The sequence below is a fragment of the Paenibacillus harenae DSM 16969 genome (genome assembly GCF_000422465.1).
GTDB classification, from domain to species: domain Bacteria; phylum Bacillota; class Bacilli; order Paenibacillales; family Paenibacillaceae; genus Pristimantibacillus; species Pristimantibacillus harenae.
The window spans coordinates 794,964-813,284 of the sequence record NZ_KE383843.1 but is presented as its reverse complement, the minus strand read 5'-3'; the positions used below and the strand labels follow the sequence as shown (position 1 = coordinate 813,284).

Below are 18,321 nucleotides of genomic sequence, written 5' to 3'. Positions count from 1 at the left end.
AAAGCCATTGTTGTTGTTCGGCACGGCCCGGAATGTTCGGAAACCGCTTTATTTGGAAGAAATGTTTGGAATCGAAAATTTAGGCTTGCGTAACCTAACATGAAGTGTTATATTAAAAGTGCGACAAAACAATAAAAAAACCTAACACAGCCCATTTGCACCCGGATAAATGAAACGTCGATTAGTTGGAAATACTGTTATAAAAAATCGATGAGGTGATGTGAGATGACAACAACAAAAATTCCGCACGGTGACGACAAGGTAACGGTTGAGCTGACGGTTAAAGAATTAATGGCATTGACGGGAGTCCGTTTCCATAATAATCACGGCATTGAGATTTCCGCCCGCAAGAAGCTGAACGAAGTGCTGGTCGAGACATACGAGCGCGAGGTGCGCGACGAGGGCCCGATTTCGTATCAAATGCTTTCCTGATCAGTCCGCAGCCGTATACTGATATGACATGAAAGCCGCATGGCCGAGAGGCCGCGGCTTTTTTTGCGTCTATCCCTTTACTTTGCCTCCATTCTTGGGCACAATAAGGACTAGTTTGATAATTGGAGGAATTACTGCATATGCGTTTGAGAGGTAGAAAAGGCATCCGGGAAAGCCTGGAGGCACAACCGGAGCTTGTTGTGCTTGACGCGGCCCCGCATAAGGGAAAATGGCGCGAGTTTTTTGGAAACGATCAGCCGATTTACGTGGAGCTGGGCATGGGAAAGGGCCGGTTCATCAGCCAAATGAGCGCCCGGTATCCGCATATTAATTTTATCGGCGTCGACATGTACGACGAGCTGATTCGCCGCGCAAGCGAGAAGGCGCGTATCGTCTGGGAGCAGAAGGGCGAAGCAAGCCCTCCGAATCTTGCGCTGCTGCGCGCGAATATCGAAGGAATCGAGAATATGTTCGCGCCGGGCGAGATTGAGCGCGTGCATCTTAATTTCAGCGATCCGTGGCCGAAGAGCAAGCATGCCCGCCGGCGGTTGACGCATCCCCGCTTTGTCGCCAAATATATCGAGCTGCTGAACGATCGCGGCGAAATTCATTTTAAGACCGACTCACAGTCCTTATTCGAATTTTCGCTTAACAGCTTCGCGGAGATGGAACTGGTTATGCGCAATATTTCCCTGCACCTGCACAAAGAAGGTCCCCGGGAGGACCTTGTGTTTACGGAATATGAAATGAAGTTTATGGAAAAAGGACAGAACATCTACCGCTGCGAGGTGGTTATCGGCTCCGAGGCGCTGCAGAAGCATCGCGATGCGAAGCATGAGAAGTCGTTAATAGAGGAAGCCGAAGCGCTTGAAGCCGCTGCGGACGAATCGGACGACAACTAATTAACCGGCTGCCGAGGCAACCCAGTAGTAGTTGACCGCGAATGCGGTCGCCGTGCCGATGAGCGCTCCTGCCGCGACGTCGGATGGGTAATGCAAGCCGAGGTACATTCTCGACCAGCCGACCGATACGCCGACGACAAGCGCTGCGGGTATTAAGACCGTCAGCCAAATGCCGCTCGTCAGCAGGATCGGAACAAGCCAGGCGAAGATGGCCGTTGTATGGCCCGACGGGAACGAGGAGTCGACCAGCGGCTTTAGACATGTATTGACATCGGGCAGCGCTTGGTATGGGCGCAGCCTTTTGAATTTTCTTTTGACGACGGCAACGGGTATATGGCTGATGATGACCGCGGTCAGACATTGCCACCCGGTTATGCTCCAAGGAGCAGGCGCCAGCAGCGCGTAAAGGAGGGCGGTAGCAAGCGTAAAGGTTGCGCCGCCCATATGCGTAATCGTGCTGAACCAACGTTCGAGAAACTTGTGGCGTTTTCCCCCCGATGGTCTGCGATTAGCCCAAATCAGCATTCTCTGCTCATTCGTTTTCAGCCAGCCTATCATTCTTTCCATCGTTGTTATCCCCCCAAGTGGCTTACTTCTTGCATCTGTTCATCAAGTTTAACATGTTTTTGTTTCGCCGGCGTAAACTATTTCTTGTACCGATATTAAAGTTTCATTTAAATATGATGATGATTTCGGTTTAATAAGGTGCATCTAATGGTAAAACTGATACGGTTAGATTTGTGAAAAAAGTGTCGAATCGGCGAAGTCTGTCGGACAGGCGGTATCTGCTCGTTTTCCTGCCCGGGATTCTAAAAAACTTCTCAGAAACATTTACAAACCTTTTTTCGTAAATAAGGACGTTAGTGCTAAAAATTTAGAAAACGGTTGAAAATAAGGCTGAGTTGCCGTAAAAGGAGGGAATGTGATCATTCACCCGATATGCAAGCGCTTTTCCGGCGGGATTAAGCGTAATCGCGCCGTATATTGCTTTTGACAAAGACGTTGTTTCTGTGGAGAATCAGTAATGGTCACGAGGCGTTTACAAAGCACGCCCATACAAAAAGAGAAAATATATAATAAAAAGCTTGTCGGCCTCCCGCAGCGGATGTGTTGAAGCAAGCAAAAAAATGGGGTCTCAAGGGGGCAGTACCTATGGTTTTGAATGTTATTTTCATTGCATTTCAGGCTGTGATGGCGATCATCGCCGTGTATCAGTTCGGGCTTTCGATTTTCGGTTTGTTCAAAAATAAAAGCAGGAAGCGGCATGCGCCTCAAAAAACGTTTGCCGTACTGGTAGCCGCCCACAACGAAGAGCAGGTTGTAGGAGCGCTAATTGAAAATTTGAAAAAAATGGATTATCCGGAAGAACTGTTCGATATTTTCGTCATATGCGACAATTGCACGGATAAAACGGCAGATATAAGCAGAAGCCTTGGCGTTCAAGCTTGTGAACGTACCAATCTTCTTTTACGCGGAAAAGGATATGCAATTGAATGGATGCTCAAAGAGCTCTGGAGCATGCCTCGCCAATATGACGCTATCGTGATGTTTGATGCGGACAATCTGGTAAACCCGGACTTCTTGCAGCTCATGAACGACGATTTGTGCGAAGGCCATCAGGTGATCCAAGGCTACTTGGACACGAAGAATCCGGCCGACTCTTGGGTTACGGCCGCATACGGCATTACCTACTGGTACTGCAACCGTCTGTGGCAGCTGTCGAGAACGAATTTGAAAATGAGTAATTTCCTCGGCGGAACCGGGATGTGCTTTGATTCTGCCTTGCTTAAGGAAATGGGCTGGGGAGCAACGAGTCTGGTTGAGGATTTGGAATTCTCCATGCGCTGCGTGCAGCGGGGAATCTATCCGATTCTTAATTATGACGCAAAGGTTTACGATGAGAAGCCGGTTTCGTTTAAAGCATCTGCAAGGCAGCGTCTGCGGTGGATGCAGGGACATTTTAACGTCGCCCGGAACTATTTTATTCCGCTGCTGTGGGCAAGCATTAAGGAACGGAACTTCGTTAAGTTTGATTCCGCCATATACACCATCTCCGTATATAATACTTTATTAGGGTTCTTGCTGACGTTGTTCATGTGGATCGATATCGCAGTGCCGTCGCCTAACGTATTGAACTCTCTATACAGCTACATGCCATGGTGGATCCTCGTGATCGCGGCTTCTGCCACAATTCTGCAGTTTCCGGTGGCCATGCGGCTTGAAGGCGTGAAATCGTGGAAGATGTACGCGCAACTTCTCACCTTGCCGATTTTCCTGATTTCGTGGTGGCCGATTACGTTCTATGCGTTCTTCACTCAGAACAATAAAACATGGAGCCATACGCAGCATACCCGCGTCGTCCGGATTGAGGAAGTACAAGGGAAGTAGCGCTGAACCGTCACCGCTCTCGAAGAACTTTCATATGAGCTGTTGACACCGCTTTGAAGGCTATGGTATAGTAACACGGTAACATTTTAACTAATAATTCATGACGCACAAGCAGAAGCGCCCGCTTCTCACCTTTCGGCTCTGGCTGGCTGGTTCGCGATAATCGATTGGTCATTCCATTGTTTCCACTGAAATAATGTACTGGCATAAATGTACGGTTATGAGATGCGGGTTCGAGCGAACCCGCATTTTTTTTATTGTGTAAGACATGAAACAGACCAATTTTGGAGGTGGCACGTTATTAGCAGAGAACATCAAATCAATGATGAAATCCGGGCCAGAGAAGTACGCCTGGTCGGCGCAGACGGTGAACAAATCGGGATCAAGTCAATTCGCGACGCCCTGCAGCTTGCAATTGAGCTTAATCTGGATCTGGTGAACGTCGCTCCGACGGCCAAGCCGCCGGTTTGCCGCATCATGGACTACGGAAAGTTCCGTTACGAGCAGCAGAAGAAAGACAAGGAAGCCCGCAAAAACCAGAAGATCGTTGATCTGAAGGAAGTCTGGTTTCGCGCTAACATCGAGGAGCACGATTACCAAGTGAAATTTCGCAACGTCGTGAAGTTCTTGAATGAAGGCGATAAAGTGAAGGCTTCCGTCCGATTCCGCGGCCGTGAAATCACGCATGCATCGATCGGACAGAAGATTCTGGATCGGCTTGCGAAAGAGGTTGCCGAAATATGCAGCGTAGAACGCGCTCCCAAGCTGGAAGGCCGGAGCATGATTATGATTTTGGCACCCAAAACAACCAGCTAGCAGCTGACCACGACTATTAAGGAGGATAAACTGATATGCCTAAGATGAAAACTCATAGCAGTCTGAAAGACCGCTTCAAAATTACCGGAACAGGTAAAGTAAAACGTTACAAAGCTTACCGTAACCACTTGCTTTCGCACAAATCCGGCCGTCAAAAACGCGTACTTGCAGGCCAGCCGCTTATGGCTCCCGGTGACGTTAGCCGCTTGAAGCAAGGCCTTGCTAACTTGAAATAATCGGTTTGATCAAATAAAGCAAATTCAACCTACAGGAGGTTTCCACTCATGGCAAGAGTTAAAGGCGGATTTGTCCGCACTCGTCGTCGCAAAAAAATTCTAAAGCTGGCTAAAGGTTATTTCGGTTCGAAACATCGTCTGTTTAAATCCGCAAAGGAGCAGGTTGGCCATTCCTTAATGTACGCTTACCGCGACCGTCGCAACAAAAAACGCGACATCCGCAGACTGTGGATCGTTCGTATCAACGCGGCTGCCCGCGTTAACGGCCTTTCGTACAACAAATTCATGCACGGCTTGAAGCTTGCGGGCGTAGAAGTTAACCGCAAGATCCTTGCTGATCTGGCAGTTAACGATATCACTTCGTTCAACTCGCTAGCAGGCGTTGCTAAAGCAAAAATTAACGCCTAGGCGTTATGAAAATAAGGGCTGTCCGCGCATCTTTTCGAAGATTGCGGGGCAGTCTTTTTTTTTTTGCGCACATTTCGAGAAGACATCGGACAAATATACAATCGATAGACCTCCTTTCTGAATATGTTGAAGAACAACAGGAAAGGAGGGATTTTGCATGCGTAAGGTTTCCAAGCAGCAGGTAAGGAAACTGATCGGCAAATCCATTTATGCAGTACGCGGGGACGGATCGGTCGTAACCGGCAAGCTGGTACGGATTCACCAAAATAAACTTATTGTGGCTCCGCTCAAAAAGGATAAAGGCAGGGTTGTGCGGACAAAAGCGATTTTGCCTCTCGTTTTATTCGATCTACTGGCTATCGGTACGCTTCCGTTGTGGGGCGGCGGTTATGGCGGCGGCTTCGGCGGGGGATACGGCGGCGGCTTCGGCGGCGGCTACAACCAGTGCGGTTGCGTAGAACCCTACGGCGGCTACGGCAAAGGGTTTTATTAATGACGGTTAGGTCATACCAGTCAATTTAACGGCTTAAGCAGCTCAAAGCAGCGAAGCTCCGGGTGATAACGGACGGTTTCATAGCCAAGCTTAGTATAGAGGAGATGAGCTTTGGTATTTTTTTGATCCACGAACAACCGGGCGATTCTGCAGAGCTGCGCTTTGCCGTATGCTTCGCTGTAAGCCATCAGGTTCTTTCCGAAGCCCCGGTTCCGGTGATCGGGATGCGTGACCATCATATCGAGATAAAGCGCCTCTCCCATGACTTCAAAATGAATAAAGGCGACGGGTGGGCTTTTTGCGGATAGACAGCCTACATAAGTAATACCGCTTCTGAATCGTTTAGGCAGCTCGCGAATCGTCTGGGCATCGAGCTGATGAACGGTATGAGACAGCGGGATCAGCTCGGTCCTTATTAGACGAACTAGCTCGGCTTGATCCCGTCTTGGGTCGTATAATCGAATCATGAACATCATTCCGTTTCGGCTGCGCGTTTTTTTGAAGGAAACGCTGCATGAGTTACCCTTTCCGGGGCTAGACTAGTATATGTGCCGCGGCGGCGAAGTGCGCCGAGTACAAATTCAGGTTACATCGGATTAAGCTTCTTGACGTACAGGAATTATCGGCATATAATAAAGAAAGTCTTATCTACCACGTACCGGTATATGAACCATGTGGTAAATACACAATCGGCAATGATGAGGACGAAGTGTTAAGGGCTCTTTTGATCAGAGAGCGGACAGATTAGCTGCAACTGTCGCCAAAATCCCTTTTCTACGAGCTCACCTCGGAGCTGTTCCCTTGAAAAGCAATAACCGTTGCGTATTAGGGGGAATCGCAGGGCAAGCGTTACAGTGCCAATGGTATGAACGATCTGTGCACTCGTTCTTACCTGTGGAGGTTATACATCGAGAGATGTATAACGAATTTGGGTGGTACCACGGAAGATCAACCTTTCGTCCCTCGTTGCTTCTATTTTGAAGCAGGAGGAACGAAAGGTTTTTTTGTATTTTTATACGCTTGAGAGGAGGATGACTGATGGTAACGCAAGGATCACTGCTAAAGTCAAAAGAGGAATTAAAGGAAAAGCTCTCGAAGCCTGAAGTTATTTCCGGATCGGAAATATTGCTTCGCAGCTTATTGCTGGAGGATGTGGATTGCGTATTCGGATACCCGGGCGGAGCGGTATTGTATATCTACGACGCCATGCACGGCAACCCTGATTTCAATCACTTGCTTACCCGTCATGAGCAAGGCGCGATCCATGCGGCTGACGGCTATGCGCGCGCAAGCGGCAAGGTTGGCGTATGTATCGCGACATCAGGCCCCGGCGCTACAAATCTGGTAACGGGCATCGCTACGGCATTTATGGATTCGGTGCCGCTCGTCGTCATTACGGGCAATGTCATGTCGACTCTGATCGGAACGGACGCCTTCCAGGAGGCTGACATTACGGGGATTACGATGCCAATCACGAAACACAGCTATTTAGTTCGTGACGTTGCGGAGCTGCCGCGCATCATTCATGAAGCGTTTCATATTGCAAACACCGGACGCAAAGGTCCTGTGCTGATCGATATACCAAAGGATGTATCCGCGGCGAAGACATTGTTCAAGCCGGTAACCGAAGTAAGCATCCGCGGCTATAATCCGACCGTAACGCCTAACAAGCTGCAGGTCGACAAATTAATTAAAGCGATTGTAGAAGCGGAGCGTCCGCTTATCCTAGCCGGCGGCGGCGTCGTTTATTCCGGCGCTCACGAAGAACTGTTGGAGTTCGTAACGAAAACCGATATTCCGATTACGACTACGCTGCTTGGCCTTGGCGGTTTCCCTAGCGGCAATGATTTGTGGCTCGGCATGCCAGGCATGCACGGGACGTACACGGCGAACAATTCGATTCAAAACGCTGATCTGCTCATTAACATCGGCGCACGATTCGACGACCGCGTTACCGGCAAGCTTTCCGGCTTCGCTCCGCTCGCGAAGATCGTGCACATCGATATCGACCCTGCGGAGATCGGCAAAAACGTTCCTACGGACATTCCGATCGTAGGCGACGTCAAGACGGTCCTTCAGCTTGCGAACAAGCAAGCGAAGCGCGCGGATAAAGCCGATGCATGGCGCGCGCATATCCAGGCGTCGAAGGCCCAGTATCCGTTCAGCTACAAGGATTCGGATGTGGAGCTGAAGCCGCAATGGGTCGTGGAGATGATTCACGATACGACGAATGGCGACGCTATCGTAACGACTGACGTAGGCCAGCACCAGATGTGGGCCGCGCAGTATTACAAGTTCAATAAACCGCGCTCATGGGTAACTTCCGGGGGCCTTGGCACGATGGGTTTCGGATTCCCTTCGGCTATCGGCGCCCAAATGGCGAATCCGGATCGCGTTGTCGTATCCATTAACGGCGACGGCGGTATGCAAATGTGCGCGCAGGAGCTCGCGATTTGCGCGATCAATAACATCCCGGTGAAGGTGGTTATTCTGAACAACCAGGTTCTGGGCATGGTTCGCCAGTGGCAGGAGCTTATTCACGAGAACCGCTTCAGCCATATCGACCTGGCGGGCAGTCCGGATTTCGTGAAGCTTGCCGAAGCGTACGGGGTGAAGGGCTTCCGCGCAACGAACAAGCAGGATGCTCGCGACGTATGGGAGGAAGCGCTTCGTCATCCGGGGCCGGCTGTCGTCGAATTCGTCGTTCGCAGAGATGAGAACGTCTATCCGATGGTAGCGCAGGGCAGCACGATCGATCAAATGATCATGGGGGATGCGGAATGAAAAAGCATACGATCGCAGTAATCGTCAACGATCAGCCCGGCGTTCTGCAGCGCGTATCCGGCTTGTTCGGACGCCGCGGCTTCAATATTGAGAGCATTACGGTAGGAACAAGCGAGGAGCCCGGCTTATCGCGCATGGTCATCGTCACTTCAGGCGACGACCATACGCTGGAGCAGGTCACGAAGCAGCTGTACAAGCTGATCGACGTCATCAAGGTTATCGACCTGAGCGCCAATCCGATGGTAGCGCGCGAGCTCGCGTTGATCAAAGTCAACGCGGAGCCTGCGTCCCGTCCGGAAATTCTCGGCGTCGTCGAGACGTTCCGGGCGGCTGTTGTCGACATCGGCACTCATTCGCTGATGGTTCAAGTCGTCGGCGACACGGAGAAAATCGACGCCATGATCGAGCTTCTGAAGCCTTACGGCATTCGCGAGCTTTCCCGCACTGGCGTGACAGCGCTGATCCGCGGTAACGTGAAGTAGTCTTGGATTAAATGAATCGAATACCATCCCGTTTTGAGCGGGAGTTTAAGGGGAGAACCGCTGCTAATGCGTCATTCTCTGCTTAAACACCCGTTCAAAAGGGTTAAATAAAAGGAGGCAATTATTATCATGGCAGTTACAATGTATTATGAAAAAGACGCTGACCAAGGCGTGCTTCAAGGTAAAACAATCGCAGTTATCGGTTACGGCAGCCAAGGACACGCGCAAGCTCAAAACCTTCGCGACAGCGGCCTGAAAGTCGTTATCGGTCTTCGTCCGGGCAAATCCGCAGACGTAGCTAAAAAAGACGGCTTCGAAGTGCTTACGGTTGCAGAAGCGGCAAAAGTGGCCGATGTTGTTCAAATTTTGCTTCCTGATGAAACGCAAGCGAAAGTATACAACGAAGAAATCGCTCCGAACCTGAAAAAAGGTGCGGCTCTGATGTTCTCCCACGGATTCAACATTCATTACGGTCAAATCGTGCCTAACAAAGATACAGACGTATTCCTGGTAGCTCCGAAATCCCCTGGCCACATGGTTCGCCGTACATACCAAGAAGGCTTTGGTGTACCCGGACTAATTGCAATCGAGCAAGATGCTACTGGCAATGCTAAAGCAATTGGCCTTGCATATGCTAAAGGTATCGGCTGCACGCGTGCGGGCGTTATCGAAACTTCATTCAAAGAAGAAACAGAAACAGACTTGTTCGGTGAGCAGGCCGTTCTATGCGGCGGCGCGACCGCACTCGTTAAAGCGGGTTTCGAAACGCTTGTTGAAGCTGGTTACGCTCCGGAAATGGCATACTTTGAATGCTTGCACGAGCTGAAGCTGATCGTTGATATGATGTATGAAGGCGGAATGGCGTCGATGCGCGATTCTATCTCCAACACTGCTGAGTATGGCGACTATGTAACAGGACCTCGTATCGTAACCGAAGAGACAAAGAAAGAAATGAAGCGCGTGCTGGAAGATATCCAATCCGGCCGTTTCGCTCGCGATTTCATCTTGGAGAACCAATCGAACCGTGCCATGCTTACGGCTACCCGCCGCAATGAGGCTGCGCACCCGATCGAAAAAACGGGTGCTCAACTTCGCGAATTGATGCACTGGATCAAAAAGTAATAAACAGACTCAGAACGAAATCGTTTTCAGAAGAACGATATGATCCCGGTTCGCCGGAGCGTGTGACAAAGCGATTGACGCTTGGCTCATGTCTCAGCGCGTGCCGGGATGATTCTGTTCACGGAGGTGCAGGGCACAAATGCGGAAAATTTATATTTTCGATACAACGCTTCGTGACGGAGAGCAATCTCCTGGCGTAAACCTGAACACGAAGGAAAAGGTAGAGATCGCCCTTCAGCTTGAAAAGCTTGGTGTGGACCGCATCGAAGCGGGTTTTCCGGCAGCATCGCCCGGCGACCTGGCGGCGGTTAACGCAGTTGCCCGCGCAGTGAAGGACGCGACGATTATCGGTCTGTCCCGTTCGCGCGAGCAGGATATCGACGCGGTGCGCGAAGCGCTGACCGGCGCTCAGGATCCGTGCATCCACTTGTTCCTTGCGACAAGCCCGATCCACCGCAAGCATAAGCTGCGGATGGAGAAAGAGCAGGTGCTGGAAACGGCGGAGCGCGCGATTCGATACGCGAAGCAATATTTTGACAAAATCGAATTTTCGCCCGAAGACGCCGGCCGCACGGAGCTGGACTTCTTATGCGAGGTAACGGATATGGCGATCAAAGCGGGCGCTACGGTCGTTAATATTCCGGACACGGTCGGCTATATGAACCCGCAGGAATTCGGCAACATCTTCAAGATGCTGAAGGAAAATGTCCCGAACATCGAGACCATCCAGCTTAGCGCGCACTGTCATGACGATCTCGGTATGGCAACGGCAAATGCGCTGGCGGCGATCTTGAACGGTGCGGATCAAGTGGAAGGCACGATTAACGGAATCGGCGAGCGCGCGGGCAATACGGCGATCGAAGAGATCGCGATGGCGCTTGCGACCCGTCCGGACTTCTTCGGAGCCCAAACGACGCTGAACCTGAAGGAAATCGCGAAGACGAGCCGGCTAGTCAGCAGGCTGACAGGCATGGTCGTACCGGGCAATAAAGCGATTGTCGGAGCGAATGCGTTTGCGCATGAATCCGGCATCCATCAGGACGGCATGCTGAAGGAGAAAACAACCTATGAGATCATCTCGCCTGACGTCATCGGCTTGAAGGAATCGAAGCTGGTTCTCGGCAAGCACTCCGGCCGCCATGCGTTCCGTGAGAAGCTGATCGATCTGGGTTATGAGCTTGACGATGAAGCGCTGAATGAGGCGTTTGCCAAATTCAAGGATTTGGCCGACCGGAAGAAAACCGTCAGCGACGAGGATATTCGCGCCATGCTCGAGGAGAAGCTGATCGATACGCCGGAAGTGTTCACGCTGGAGGCGATCCAGGTGAACTACGGCAATCAATCGACGCCAAGCGCCTCCGTACGCATTCGTAAAGCTGATGGCGATACGGCGCAAGAGGCGGCAATCGGCAACGGTTCCGTCGATGCGATCTACAACGCGATCGACAAGGTTACGCAGGAGAGCGTAGAGCTTGAGGATTATTCGATCAAATCCGTATCGCAGGGCAAGGACGCGCAGGGCGAGGTCCATGTCGTGCTGAAGCAGGATGAGGTATCCGCGCAAGGCCGCGGCCTCAGCACGGATATCCTCGAAGCAAGCGCCCGCGCCTATATCGACGCGCTCAACCGTTTGATTGACAAACGGAAGACGCCGAGCAGACGCGACAAAATGAGCTTGATTTAAACCGGTTACCCGAAAAGACAGTAAGCGGAGGCACTGCCTCCCCGCTTGCTGTCTTTTTTTATGACTTTATAAGTTTGCACTTATATAGCCTTATATTTCATGACAACCGCAAACAATCGTCATAAGTTCACAACATATGCATGATAAGCTTACGGAAGATCAACAGCAAGGGGAGGAATATAGAAAATGATCAACCGGTCCAAAAAAACGTTTAACAGCATAACGATGCTCATCGTGATCATACTGCTCGTCACGGTTGCGGCGGCCTGCGGGTCTTCGATCAGCCTGAAGCAGCCGGAAGAAATAAATATGGGAGATATGAGCGGGCATGCCAGCCACGCACAAGGAGGAGGAGGCGCCGCTGCCGACAACGCCGCATCCTGCGCCGAGAAGACGGAACCGGCGTCGAATGCGCCGGTGAAGCAATTCGAGCTGACGGCTGCGGTTACGAAGCTTACGTTAAATAATGGCAAAAAAGTCGAGGCGTGGACCTTTAACGGTTCAACGCCGGGTCCCGAGCTGCGCGTTCAGGAAGGCGACCGCGTTGTCGTCAAGCTAAATAACAAGGATGTAAAAAAAGGAGTTACGATCCATTGGCACGGCGTCGTGCTGCCATGCTCGCAGGATGGGGTAGCCGGGGTTACGCAGAATGCGATATGGCCGGGCGAGTCGTTTACGTATGAGTTTGTCGCGAAGCATTCGGGGACGTACTGGTACCATTCGCATCAGCAGAGCTCCCAGCAGGCGAACAAAGGGCTGATCGGCCGGCTGATCGTGGAGCCGAAGACATCCTCCTTCACGTATGACCGCGATTATGCGGTGACGATGCAGAAGCTGGAAGACAAGCATGTGTTGACGAACGGCCAGACCGGCGGACTGCATCTTGATGCCGAGCCGGGCGAGACGGTTCGCCTTCGGCTCATCAATTCCTCTAATCTTGTGCAGTGGATGGGGGTAGCCGGGGCACCGTTCCAGGTGATTTCCATGGACGGACAGGATTTGAACGGACCTGGCCTACTCGAGGGCGAATGGGTAGGCGTCGGCGGAGGCCAGCGGTACGATTTGAGATTTACGATGCCGGCATCCGGCAAAGTGCGTGTATACAGCAAAGAGGAATCCAAGTGGAGTATTACGCTCGGCGAAGGCGCAGAACCGGAGAAGCACCGCGAGGATGCCAAAACCTTCGATTTCACTTCCTACGGCACGCCGAAGGATGACGGAATTACCTCCGACATGGCATTTGACCGTACGTATAAGCTGGTGCTCGGGCCGATCGACATTAACGGGAAAAGCGGCCACCAAATCCCGCATCTGATGGTGAAGGAAGGCGAATGGATTAAGGTTCGCTTCGAGCATCAAATGGGGCAAGAGCACCCGATGCATCTTCACGGGCATCTGTTCAAGGTTTTATCCAAAAACGATAAGCCGCTGACCGGCAGTCCGATCTATGCGGACAGCATCATGCTGTTCAAAGGCGATGTGTACGAGGTCGCGTTCAAGGCGGATAATCCGGGCTTATGGATGGAGCACTGCCATAACCTGGGCCATGCCTTCGTCGGCATGACGATGATGGTCAATTACGAAGGAGTGACGACGCCCTACCGCGTCGGAACGAAATCGGGCAATCTTCCGGATTAATCCTTACTTCTTAATATCGGCAACGAATCTAGAATTGCATCCATAAACAGGAAGGGGGTTGTGTCAATGAAAAAAGCAGGGATCTTCGTTCTTTCATTAATCGGGGGCTTGATCGGCGGCTTCGTACTGTATGAAATGATCGTAAGAATCAGTTTGCAGCTGCTTAACCAAGTGCCGATCGTCTTTATCGCGATCCTATCCGCCGTGATGCCGCTCGCGGGAGCGGTAACAACCGTTATTCTTACCAGACGGCATTGGTCGGGGCAACGGCCTTAAGCTGCGCTCATTGCCCTCCCGTCTTACTCCAGCAGCTTCTTCAACAGCTGCGTTCGATTCGAAGCATTCAGCTTGGCAAGCATCGACTTCATATGTTTCTTAATCGTCGCCTCGCTTAAATAGAGCTTGGCAGCGATTTCTATATTCGTCAGTCCTTGCTCGAGCAGCTTGGCGACTTCCTTCTCCCGCTGCGTGAGGTTGTTTCTTGCCATAATCCGGTCTTCGCCCGGAGCAGCCGCTTCCGCGCCGGCAGCCTTTCCGCTCCAATCGCCTGCAATATCGCCGGCTGACATTCCTGCTCCCGTATTCCGAATCATCCGGTGGATGTAACTGATCAGCTTTTCATTTCGCATATCGATAACGAAGGTATCCGCTGGCGTCCGGCCGTCATAATGGGTATGGGCCGCACCGGGAACGGCTTCGAAGCCTAAGCTTTTGTGCGTCTCAATGAAATACGAAATCGGAGCGGGCGATTCGACGATAAGCTCCTGCGTGAAAATAAGCGCATGGAGAAGGTGGCCGATCGCCGTCTGCTGCGAGGCATCATTGAAGCTTTCCGTATCAATCGTTTCGATGAACCAGCCCGAACGGGTCGTTGCCGGAACGGCGAGCTTCGCCTCCTCGCCGGCGGACAGGCTGGAGAAATAAGCGCTGCCTCTCGGCGATGCTTTTAAATAAGGAAGCGTTTGTCTATTTATGGGAATGACGACGGCAACGCCGACGATTCCCTTTAACGGATCCCTGATCACGCGAACAACATCGTAGCCAAGCGAGAACAGCTTGTCAAAATCAAGCCATTTTAACGTGTAACAGGTCTGCTCGGCCGTCATGCTGAAGTTGAATTGGCTGTTCGAATGGGAATCGAACAGCTCGATTCGAACCTCTTTCGCCTCCCGGCGCCTTCGCTCCACATACGCCTTCAGCTCATCGATGCTGTTAACGCCAACCTGCTCGAATAACCGCGGAACGACGTCGAACCAATTCATAAACGCACGAACAAGAGCGTCACCGATATAATACATCAGCTCGGTCGCATCTCTCGGATTCGCATCGAACGAGCGGGATTGCTTGAAACGGTCGTAATAAAAGCGCAACCCCCTTCCTCTCAACTGCTCGTATCGCTGCGGCGCCCGCGCAAGCAGCTCTTGGTTAACGGCTTCCCTCATAAGGGAGTGTACCGTCCAGCCCCGGTCCGCCTTCCTGATAAACGAGAAACGAACGAGCCGGTAAAATTCTGTGGGCGAAATGTCCCTATCCAAGACGTAAGAGAGGCTTTCCTGGTTGAAATGCCTCAAGACGGAAGCCGCTTCGATCAGCGGGCGCAAATGCTCGCCCGGCACCTCCCGCAGCCACTGCTCTACGATATAAGGCAGCATCTCCTGACCGCCAAACGACATGCCGTCGTAGATCGGTCCGCCCTGCTGAAGCATGAAGGTGATGAGGGAAAGCGTGAGCGGATGTCCCTGCGAATAGCGCCACAGCCGGTTAACCGAGACCTCGTCCGAAACGCCGCTGCGGCCTGCATATTGGACGACGGCTCTTAATTCGAGCTCAGCCAGGGGCATTTTCGTCACACATTGACGCCATAAAGGCGACAGGAACCACGGCTCCGCGAGCGGGGTTCTTCCGGCTATGACCAATAATACACCGGGGTGGAGCTGCCTGAGAAAGTAATCTCTGAGCCACTGGTCCAAGCTTTCCATCTTCTCATATTGATCCAGGAAGAGGACAATCCGCTGCGAAGCGGCCAGTTCGTTCAAAGCTTGGATGCATGCTTCCGGAGGCGCGTGCCCGCTCTCCCGTTCCCGGCTGCCGGGAGGAATGGCCTGCAGAAGGTGCCGGCAGAAGGAGTCGGGAGAGGCCGCAAAGCCGTCGCAGTCAACGGTGACCGCTAGCGCTTGGCAGGATCGCGCATGCCGCACGAATTCGTCGAGCAGGAAGCTTTTGCCGATTCCGGCCGTCCCGTATACGTTTAAAATGGTGATGAGAGGCGAAGCCTCGGTTAACTTATGTATAAACACAGCGATTTCGTCACATCGTCCGACTAGAAATCGGCTCTCCAACACATCAAGCGATTCGTCTTGCCTCATTCCGGTTCACCTGCTCGTATAAAATAAAATCATGCCAGCTTCATTTTACACGATATGGCGATCGTCGACACGAACTTCTTTTGCGGGAGCAAAAGTATCCGGATGGATACCGGAAAGGAACCGTAAGGGTAATGGGACCGGCGGCGGTTCGATGATACCCTTAAGGTAATGAATCGAGCAGGATGCTGCGGAGTACCAAAGGCGAGAGAGGAAGATGGACGGATGGTTGAAAGGTTAGTGCGGGAGCTGGTTGAGGGCGACGTATTGGCGAAGCCGATACTGGGTCCGAACGGGATGATGATTTTAGGACGGGGGACCGAATTGACCCGTCTTTATATCGAAAAATTGACCGAGCGCGGGATTGCGAAGGTATATATCGAGAACTCGGCCGAGTCAAGCGAAATGGAAGCGGCGCGTACCGTTCCGGTCGGCCAGCGGGATAAACAAAAGAAGGATTTTATTTATAACGATTTAATGGACCGCATTCATTCGAAACGCTTCAACACGGTGGCGATGAGCAGCGAGAAGGAGAACCGGTTTAAACGGCTGTTCCGAAACGCCGTCATCGATATTTTATCGCAGCCTCAGGTCGTCGATCTCTTGTGCAGGCTGTATGAATGGGATCCCTACATCTACGAGCATTCCATGAACGTTGCCGTCTTGTCCGGTATCATCGGAACGGAGTGCCGTTATGACGGCGCCAAGATGCTGGAGCTGACGATTGGCTCTCTGTTGTTCGATATCGGCATGACCCGGCTTCCGGCGTCCATCGTGCAGAGCAGCGGGCGATTGAGCGGGGACGAGCGGGCGGTGCTCGAGAGACATACGGTTGACGGCTACAATCTGTTAATGGCTATCGAGGGCATGCCGCAGTTGTCCGCACGGTGTGCGCTGCAGCATCATGAGAAGTTTGACGGCTCGGGGTATCCGCTCGGCCGGCAAGGGAATGACATTCCGGAATATGCGCAAATCGTCGCCATGTCCGATATATACGACGCATTAATTTCGCCGAGGCGGTACCGGGAAGCTTATAAGGCCGATAATGTGATCGAATTTATGTTAGGATCGGGGAATACCTATTTCAATGCGGATTTGGTGAAAATATTTCTAAAGCATATCACGGCTTTCCCGCTCTCCAGCGTATTGAAGCTCAGCAGCGGGCAGACGGGAATCGTAACGGCTTACAGCTCATCCATTGCGCACCGTCCAGTCGTGCAAATCATTCGCGAAGCGAACGGCACGAACGTGCCTTCTCCGTACGAGCTCGATTTGGCGGATATCCGGAACATTACGGTCGTTTCCTGCACCGGCTGAGCATGACCAATCTCATATGCGGAAACCGCTGGCTCTATAGACTGTGTCTATAGAGCCAATAGATTTTATATCTTTGTAATCAAGTTGGTTTTATGGTACAAATGATAATAGATTGAGAATGAATAGGAGATGTTATTTATATTATGGCAGACGTGAAAAAAATCGCAGTCATCGCCGGCGACGGAATCGGTCCCGAGGTTGTTGGCGAAGCGCTTAAAGTGCTCAAGAAGACAGAAGAGCTGTTCGGCTACCAATTCGAGACGGAGCACGGCCTGTTCGGAGGCATTGCAATCGACGAGAAAGGCACGCCGCTGCCGCAGGAGACGCTCGAGCTTTGCAAAGGCGCGGATGCCGTGCTGCTAGGCGCGGTAGGCGGCCCGAAATGGGATAACAATCCGAAGGAGCTCCGTCCGGAAACAGGCTTGCTCGGTATTCGCAAGGAGCTGGGCCTGTTCTCGAACATTCGTCCGGCTACCGTATTCGACTGCCTGAAGGAAGCTTCCACGCTGAAGCCGGAAGTGCTCGAAGGAACGGATCTGATCGTTGTCCGCGAGCTCACGGGCGGCATTTATTTCGGCGAGAAGTTCCGCCGCGAAGGCGCTCACGGGGAAGAAGCGGTTGATACCTGCGTATACAACGTCAAGGAAGTGGAGCGCATCGTCCGTCAAGCCTTCGAAATCGCGATGACCCGCGGCAAGCGTCTTGCTTCCGTCGACAAAGCAAACGTTCTTGAGACCTCCCGCCTATGGCGCGAAGTCGTTAACCGGATTGCTCCTGAATACCCTGAGGTTGAGCTTGAGCACGTACTGGTCGATAACTGCGCGATGCAATTGCTCCGGCGTCCGTCGAGCTTCGATGTAATCGTGACGGAGAACATGTTCGGGGATATTCTGAGCGATGAGGCGGCTATGCTGACAGGCTCGATCGGCATGCTTTCCTCCGCATCGCTTGGAGAAGGAAGCTTCGGCTTATACGAACCGGTACACGGTTCGGCTCCCGATATTGCCGGACAAGGCATCTCCAACCCGATCGCGACGGTTTTGTCGGTAGCTCTTATGTTCCGTCTTACCTTCGGCTATCATGACGCGGCGGCGGCAATCGAAGCAGCCGTTAAGGAAGTGCTTGACGCCGGCCACCGTACGGGCGATATCGCCGTGGATAAGAGCAAAGCGATTGGAACGACGGAGATGGGCGATTTGATCGTGGCGTCGATCAGAAAATAATATTCAGATTATAATTATTATAAAAAAGTATTT

At 51.9% G+C, this 18,321-nt stretch carries 18 protein-coding genes and 1 other annotated feature; of the genes, 15 read left to right on the top strand and 3 right to left on the bottom strand.

Features of this window, described 5'->3' with window-relative positions; genetic code table 11:
• The first annotated feature begins 225 nt into the window (after positions 1-225).
• Both H581_RS0123190 and trmB read left to right on the top strand, forming a co-directional pair.
• Positions 226-432 (top strand): hypothetical protein, encoded by a 207-nt coding sequence (locus H581_RS0123190; protein ID WP_028612093.1) that lies wholly within the window; start codon positions 226-228, stop codon positions 430-432.
• A gap of 140 nt (positions 433-572) precedes the next feature.
• Positions 573-1,334, top strand: a complete 762-nt coding sequence (gene trmB, locus H581_RS0123185) for a tRNA (guanosine(46)-N7)-methyltransferase TrmB (protein WP_028612092.1) — start codon at positions 573-575, stop codon at positions 1,332-1,334.
• Here the strand turns inward: trmB and H581_RS0123180 are convergent, their stop codons facing one another.
• Complete coding sequence (locus H581_RS0123180) at positions 1,335-1,901, bottom strand: phosphatase PAP2 family protein (protein WP_028612091.1); 567 nt, start codon at positions 1,899-1,901, stop codon at positions 1,335-1,337. It lies immediately after the preceding gene.
• Between the two features lie 585 nt (positions 1,902-2,486).
• Between H581_RS0123180 and H581_RS0123175 the strand changes: the two genes are divergently transcribed.
• The 5 genes from H581_RS0123175 to H581_RS0123155 all read left to right on the top strand — a co-directional run bounded on the left by H581_RS0123175 (position 2,487) and on the right by H581_RS0123155 (position 5,675).
• On the top strand, positions 2,487-3,722 hold the full coding sequence (locus H581_RS0123175) for a glycosyltransferase family 2 protein (protein WP_028612090.1): 1,236 nt from the start codon (positions 2,487-2,489) through the stop codon (positions 3,720-3,722).
• A gap of 103 nt (positions 3,723-3,825) precedes the next feature.
• Positions 3,826-3,983: a sequence feature (ribosomal protein L20 leader region), on the top strand.
• On the top strand, positions 3,948-4,538 hold the full coding sequence (gene infC, locus H581_RS0123170; RefSeq protein ID WP_084134754.1) for a translation initiation factor IF-3: 591 nt from the start codon (positions 3,948-3,950) through the stop codon (positions 4,536-4,538). It overlaps the preceding feature by 36 nt.
• A 35-nt stretch (positions 4,539-4,573) precedes the next feature.
• The gene (gene rpmI, locus H581_RS0123165) at positions 4,574-4,774 is read left to right on the top strand and encodes a 50S ribosomal protein L35 (protein WP_028612088.1); all 201 of its coding nucleotides are present in this window, start codon (positions 4,574-4,576) and stop codon (positions 4,772-4,774) included.
• A gap of 48 nt (positions 4,775-4,822) precedes the next feature.
• Positions 4,823-5,182: a 50S ribosomal protein L20 gene (rplT, locus tag H581_RS0123160; protein ID WP_028612087.1), complete on the top strand. Its 360-nt coding sequence runs from the start codon at positions 4,823-4,825 to the stop codon at positions 5,180-5,182.
• Between the two features lie 157 nt (positions 5,183-5,339).
• Positions 5,340-5,675: a hypothetical protein gene (locus tag H581_RS0123155; RefSeq protein ID WP_028612086.1), complete on the top strand. Its 336-nt coding sequence runs from the start codon at positions 5,340-5,342 to the stop codon at positions 5,673-5,675.
• Positions 5,676-5,695: 20 nt separating this feature from the next.
• On the opposite strand, the gene H581_RS0123150 is transcribed toward H581_RS0123155, so the two are convergent.
• On the bottom strand, positions 5,696-6,142 hold the full coding sequence (locus H581_RS0123150) for a GNAT family N-acetyltransferase (protein ID WP_028612085.1): 447 nt from the start codon (positions 6,140-6,142) through the stop codon (positions 5,696-5,698).
• A gap of 571 nt (positions 6,143-6,713) precedes the next feature.
• On the opposite strand from H581_RS0123150, the gene ilvB reads away from it, so the two are divergent.
• From ilvB to H581_RS0123120, 6 genes are all read left to right on the top strand, one after another.
• Entirely contained in the window at positions 6,714-8,459 is a 1,746-nt protein-coding gene (gene ilvB, locus H581_RS0123145; RefSeq protein WP_028612084.1) for a biosynthetic-type acetolactate synthase large subunit, read from the top strand.
• Entirely contained in the window at positions 8,456-8,941 is a 486-nt protein-coding gene (gene ilvN / locus H581_RS0123140; RefSeq protein WP_028612083.1) for an acetolactate synthase small subunit, read from the top strand. The genes ilvB and ilvN overlap by 4 nt, the downstream gene beginning before the upstream one ends.
• 129 nt (positions 8,942-9,070) lie before the next feature.
• Positions 9,071-10,063 carry a ketol-acid reductoisomerase gene (gene ilvC / locus H581_RS0123135; RefSeq protein WP_028612082.1) on the top strand — a complete coding sequence of 331 codons (993 nt, stop codon included), beginning with the start codon at positions 9,071-9,073 and terminating at the stop codon, positions 10,061-10,063.
• A 139-nt stretch (positions 10,064-10,202) separates the two neighbouring features.
• The gene (locus tag H581_RS0123130) at positions 10,203-11,747 is read left to right on the top strand and encodes a 2-isopropylmalate synthase (protein WP_028612081.1); all 1,545 of its coding nucleotides are present in this window, start codon (positions 10,203-10,205) and stop codon (positions 11,745-11,747) included.
• 186 nt (positions 11,748-11,933) lie between these two features.
• Positions 11,934-13,385, top strand: a complete 1,452-nt coding sequence (locus tag H581_RS35135; protein ID WP_051251255.1) for a multicopper oxidase family protein — start codon at positions 11,934-11,936, stop codon at positions 13,383-13,385.
• A gap of 66 nt (positions 13,386-13,451) precedes the next feature.
• On the top strand, positions 13,452-13,661 hold the full coding sequence (locus tag H581_RS0123120) for a DUF5957 family protein (protein WP_028612080.1): 210 nt from the start codon (positions 13,452-13,454) through the stop codon (positions 13,659-13,661).
• A 23-nt stretch (positions 13,662-13,684) separates the two neighbouring features.
• Here H581_RS0123120 and H581_RS0123115 read toward each other — a convergent pair whose 3' ends face one another.
• The gene (locus tag H581_RS0123115) at positions 13,685-15,751 is read right to left on the bottom strand and encodes a helix-turn-helix transcriptional regulator (protein WP_028612079.1); all 2,067 of its coding nucleotides are present in this window, start codon (positions 15,749-15,751) and stop codon (positions 13,685-13,687) included.
• Positions 15,752-15,973: 222 nt separating this feature from the next.
• Here H581_RS0123115 and H581_RS0123110 point away from each other — a divergent pair, with 222 nt between their 5' ends.
• Together H581_RS0123110 and leuB are read left to right on the top strand one after the other, a co-directional pair.
• A complete protein-coding gene (locus H581_RS0123110; protein WP_028612078.1) occupies positions 15,974-17,065 on the top strand; it encodes an HD-GYP domain-containing protein in 1,092 nt (363 codons plus the stop codon).
• A 143-nt stretch (positions 17,066-17,208) separates the two neighbouring features.
• Positions 17,209-18,288 carry a 3-isopropylmalate dehydrogenase gene (leuB, locus tag H581_RS0123105; RefSeq protein ID WP_028612077.1) on the top strand — a complete coding sequence of 360 codons (1,080 nt, stop codon included), beginning with the start codon at positions 17,209-17,211 and terminating at the stop codon, positions 18,286-18,288.
• Positions 18,289-18,321: the final 33 nt, after the last annotated feature.

What these genes read in the sequence shown, in the direction of transcription:
- H581_RS0123190 (WP_028612093.1), top strand. Translation starts at nt 226, where the DNA reads ATGACAACAACAAAAATTCCGCACGGTGACGACAAGGTAACGGTTGAG.
- trmB (WP_028612092.1), top strand. Translation starts at nt 573, where the DNA reads ATGCGTTTGAGAGGTAGAAAAGGCATCCGGGAAAGCCTGGAGGCACAA.
- H581_RS0123180 (WP_028612091.1), bottom strand. Translation starts at nt 1,901, where the DNA reads ATGGAAAGAATGATAGGCTGGCTGAAAACGAATGAGCAGAGAATGCTG.
- H581_RS0123175 (WP_028612090.1), top strand. Translation starts at nt 2,487, where the DNA reads ATGGTTTTGAATGTTATTTTCATTGCATTTCAGGCTGTGATGGCGATC.
- infC (WP_084134754.1), top strand. Translation starts at nt 3,948, where the DNA reads ATGCGGGTTCGAGCGAACCCGCATTTTTTTTATTGTGTAAGACATGAA.
- rpmI (WP_028612088.1), top strand. Translation starts at nt 4,574, where the DNA reads ATGCCTAAGATGAAAACTCATAGCAGTCTGAAAGACCGCTTCAAAATT.
- rplT (WP_028612087.1), top strand. Translation starts at nt 4,823, where the DNA reads ATGGCAAGAGTTAAAGGCGGATTTGTCCGCACTCGTCGTCGCAAAAAA.
- H581_RS0123155 (WP_028612086.1), top strand. Translation starts at nt 5,340, where the DNA reads ATGCGTAAGGTTTCCAAGCAGCAGGTAAGGAAACTGATCGGCAAATCC.
- H581_RS0123150 (WP_028612085.1), bottom strand. Translation starts at nt 6,142, where the DNA reads ATGATTCGATTATACGACCCAAGACGGGATCAAGCCGAGCTAGTTCGT.
- ilvB (WP_028612084.1), top strand. Translation starts at nt 6,714, where the DNA reads ATGGTAACGCAAGGATCACTGCTAAAGTCAAAAGAGGAATTAAAGGAA.
- ilvN (WP_028612083.1), top strand. Translation starts at nt 8,456, where the DNA reads ATGAAAAAGCATACGATCGCAGTAATCGTCAACGATCAGCCCGGCGTT.
- ilvC (WP_028612082.1), top strand. Translation starts at nt 9,071, where the DNA reads ATGGCAGTTACAATGTATTATGAAAAAGACGCTGACCAAGGCGTGCTT.
- H581_RS0123130 (WP_028612081.1), top strand. Translation starts at nt 10,203, where the DNA reads ATGCGGAAAATTTATATTTTCGATACAACGCTTCGTGACGGAGAGCAA.
- H581_RS35135 (WP_051251255.1), top strand. Translation starts at nt 11,934, where the DNA reads ATGATCAACCGGTCCAAAAAAACGTTTAACAGCATAACGATGCTCATC.
- H581_RS0123120 (WP_028612080.1), top strand. Translation starts at nt 13,452, where the DNA reads ATGAAAAAAGCAGGGATCTTCGTTCTTTCATTAATCGGGGGCTTGATC.
- H581_RS0123115 (WP_028612079.1), bottom strand. Translation starts at nt 15,751, where the DNA reads ATGAGGCAAGACGAATCGCTTGATGTGTTGGAGAGCCGATTTCTAGTC.
- H581_RS0123110 (WP_028612078.1), top strand. Translation starts at nt 15,974, where the DNA reads ATGGTTGAAAGGTTAGTGCGGGAGCTGGTTGAGGGCGACGTATTGGCG.
- leuB (WP_028612077.1), top strand. Translation starts at nt 17,209, where the DNA reads ATGGCAGACGTGAAAAAAATCGCAGTCATCGCCGGCGACGGAATCGGT.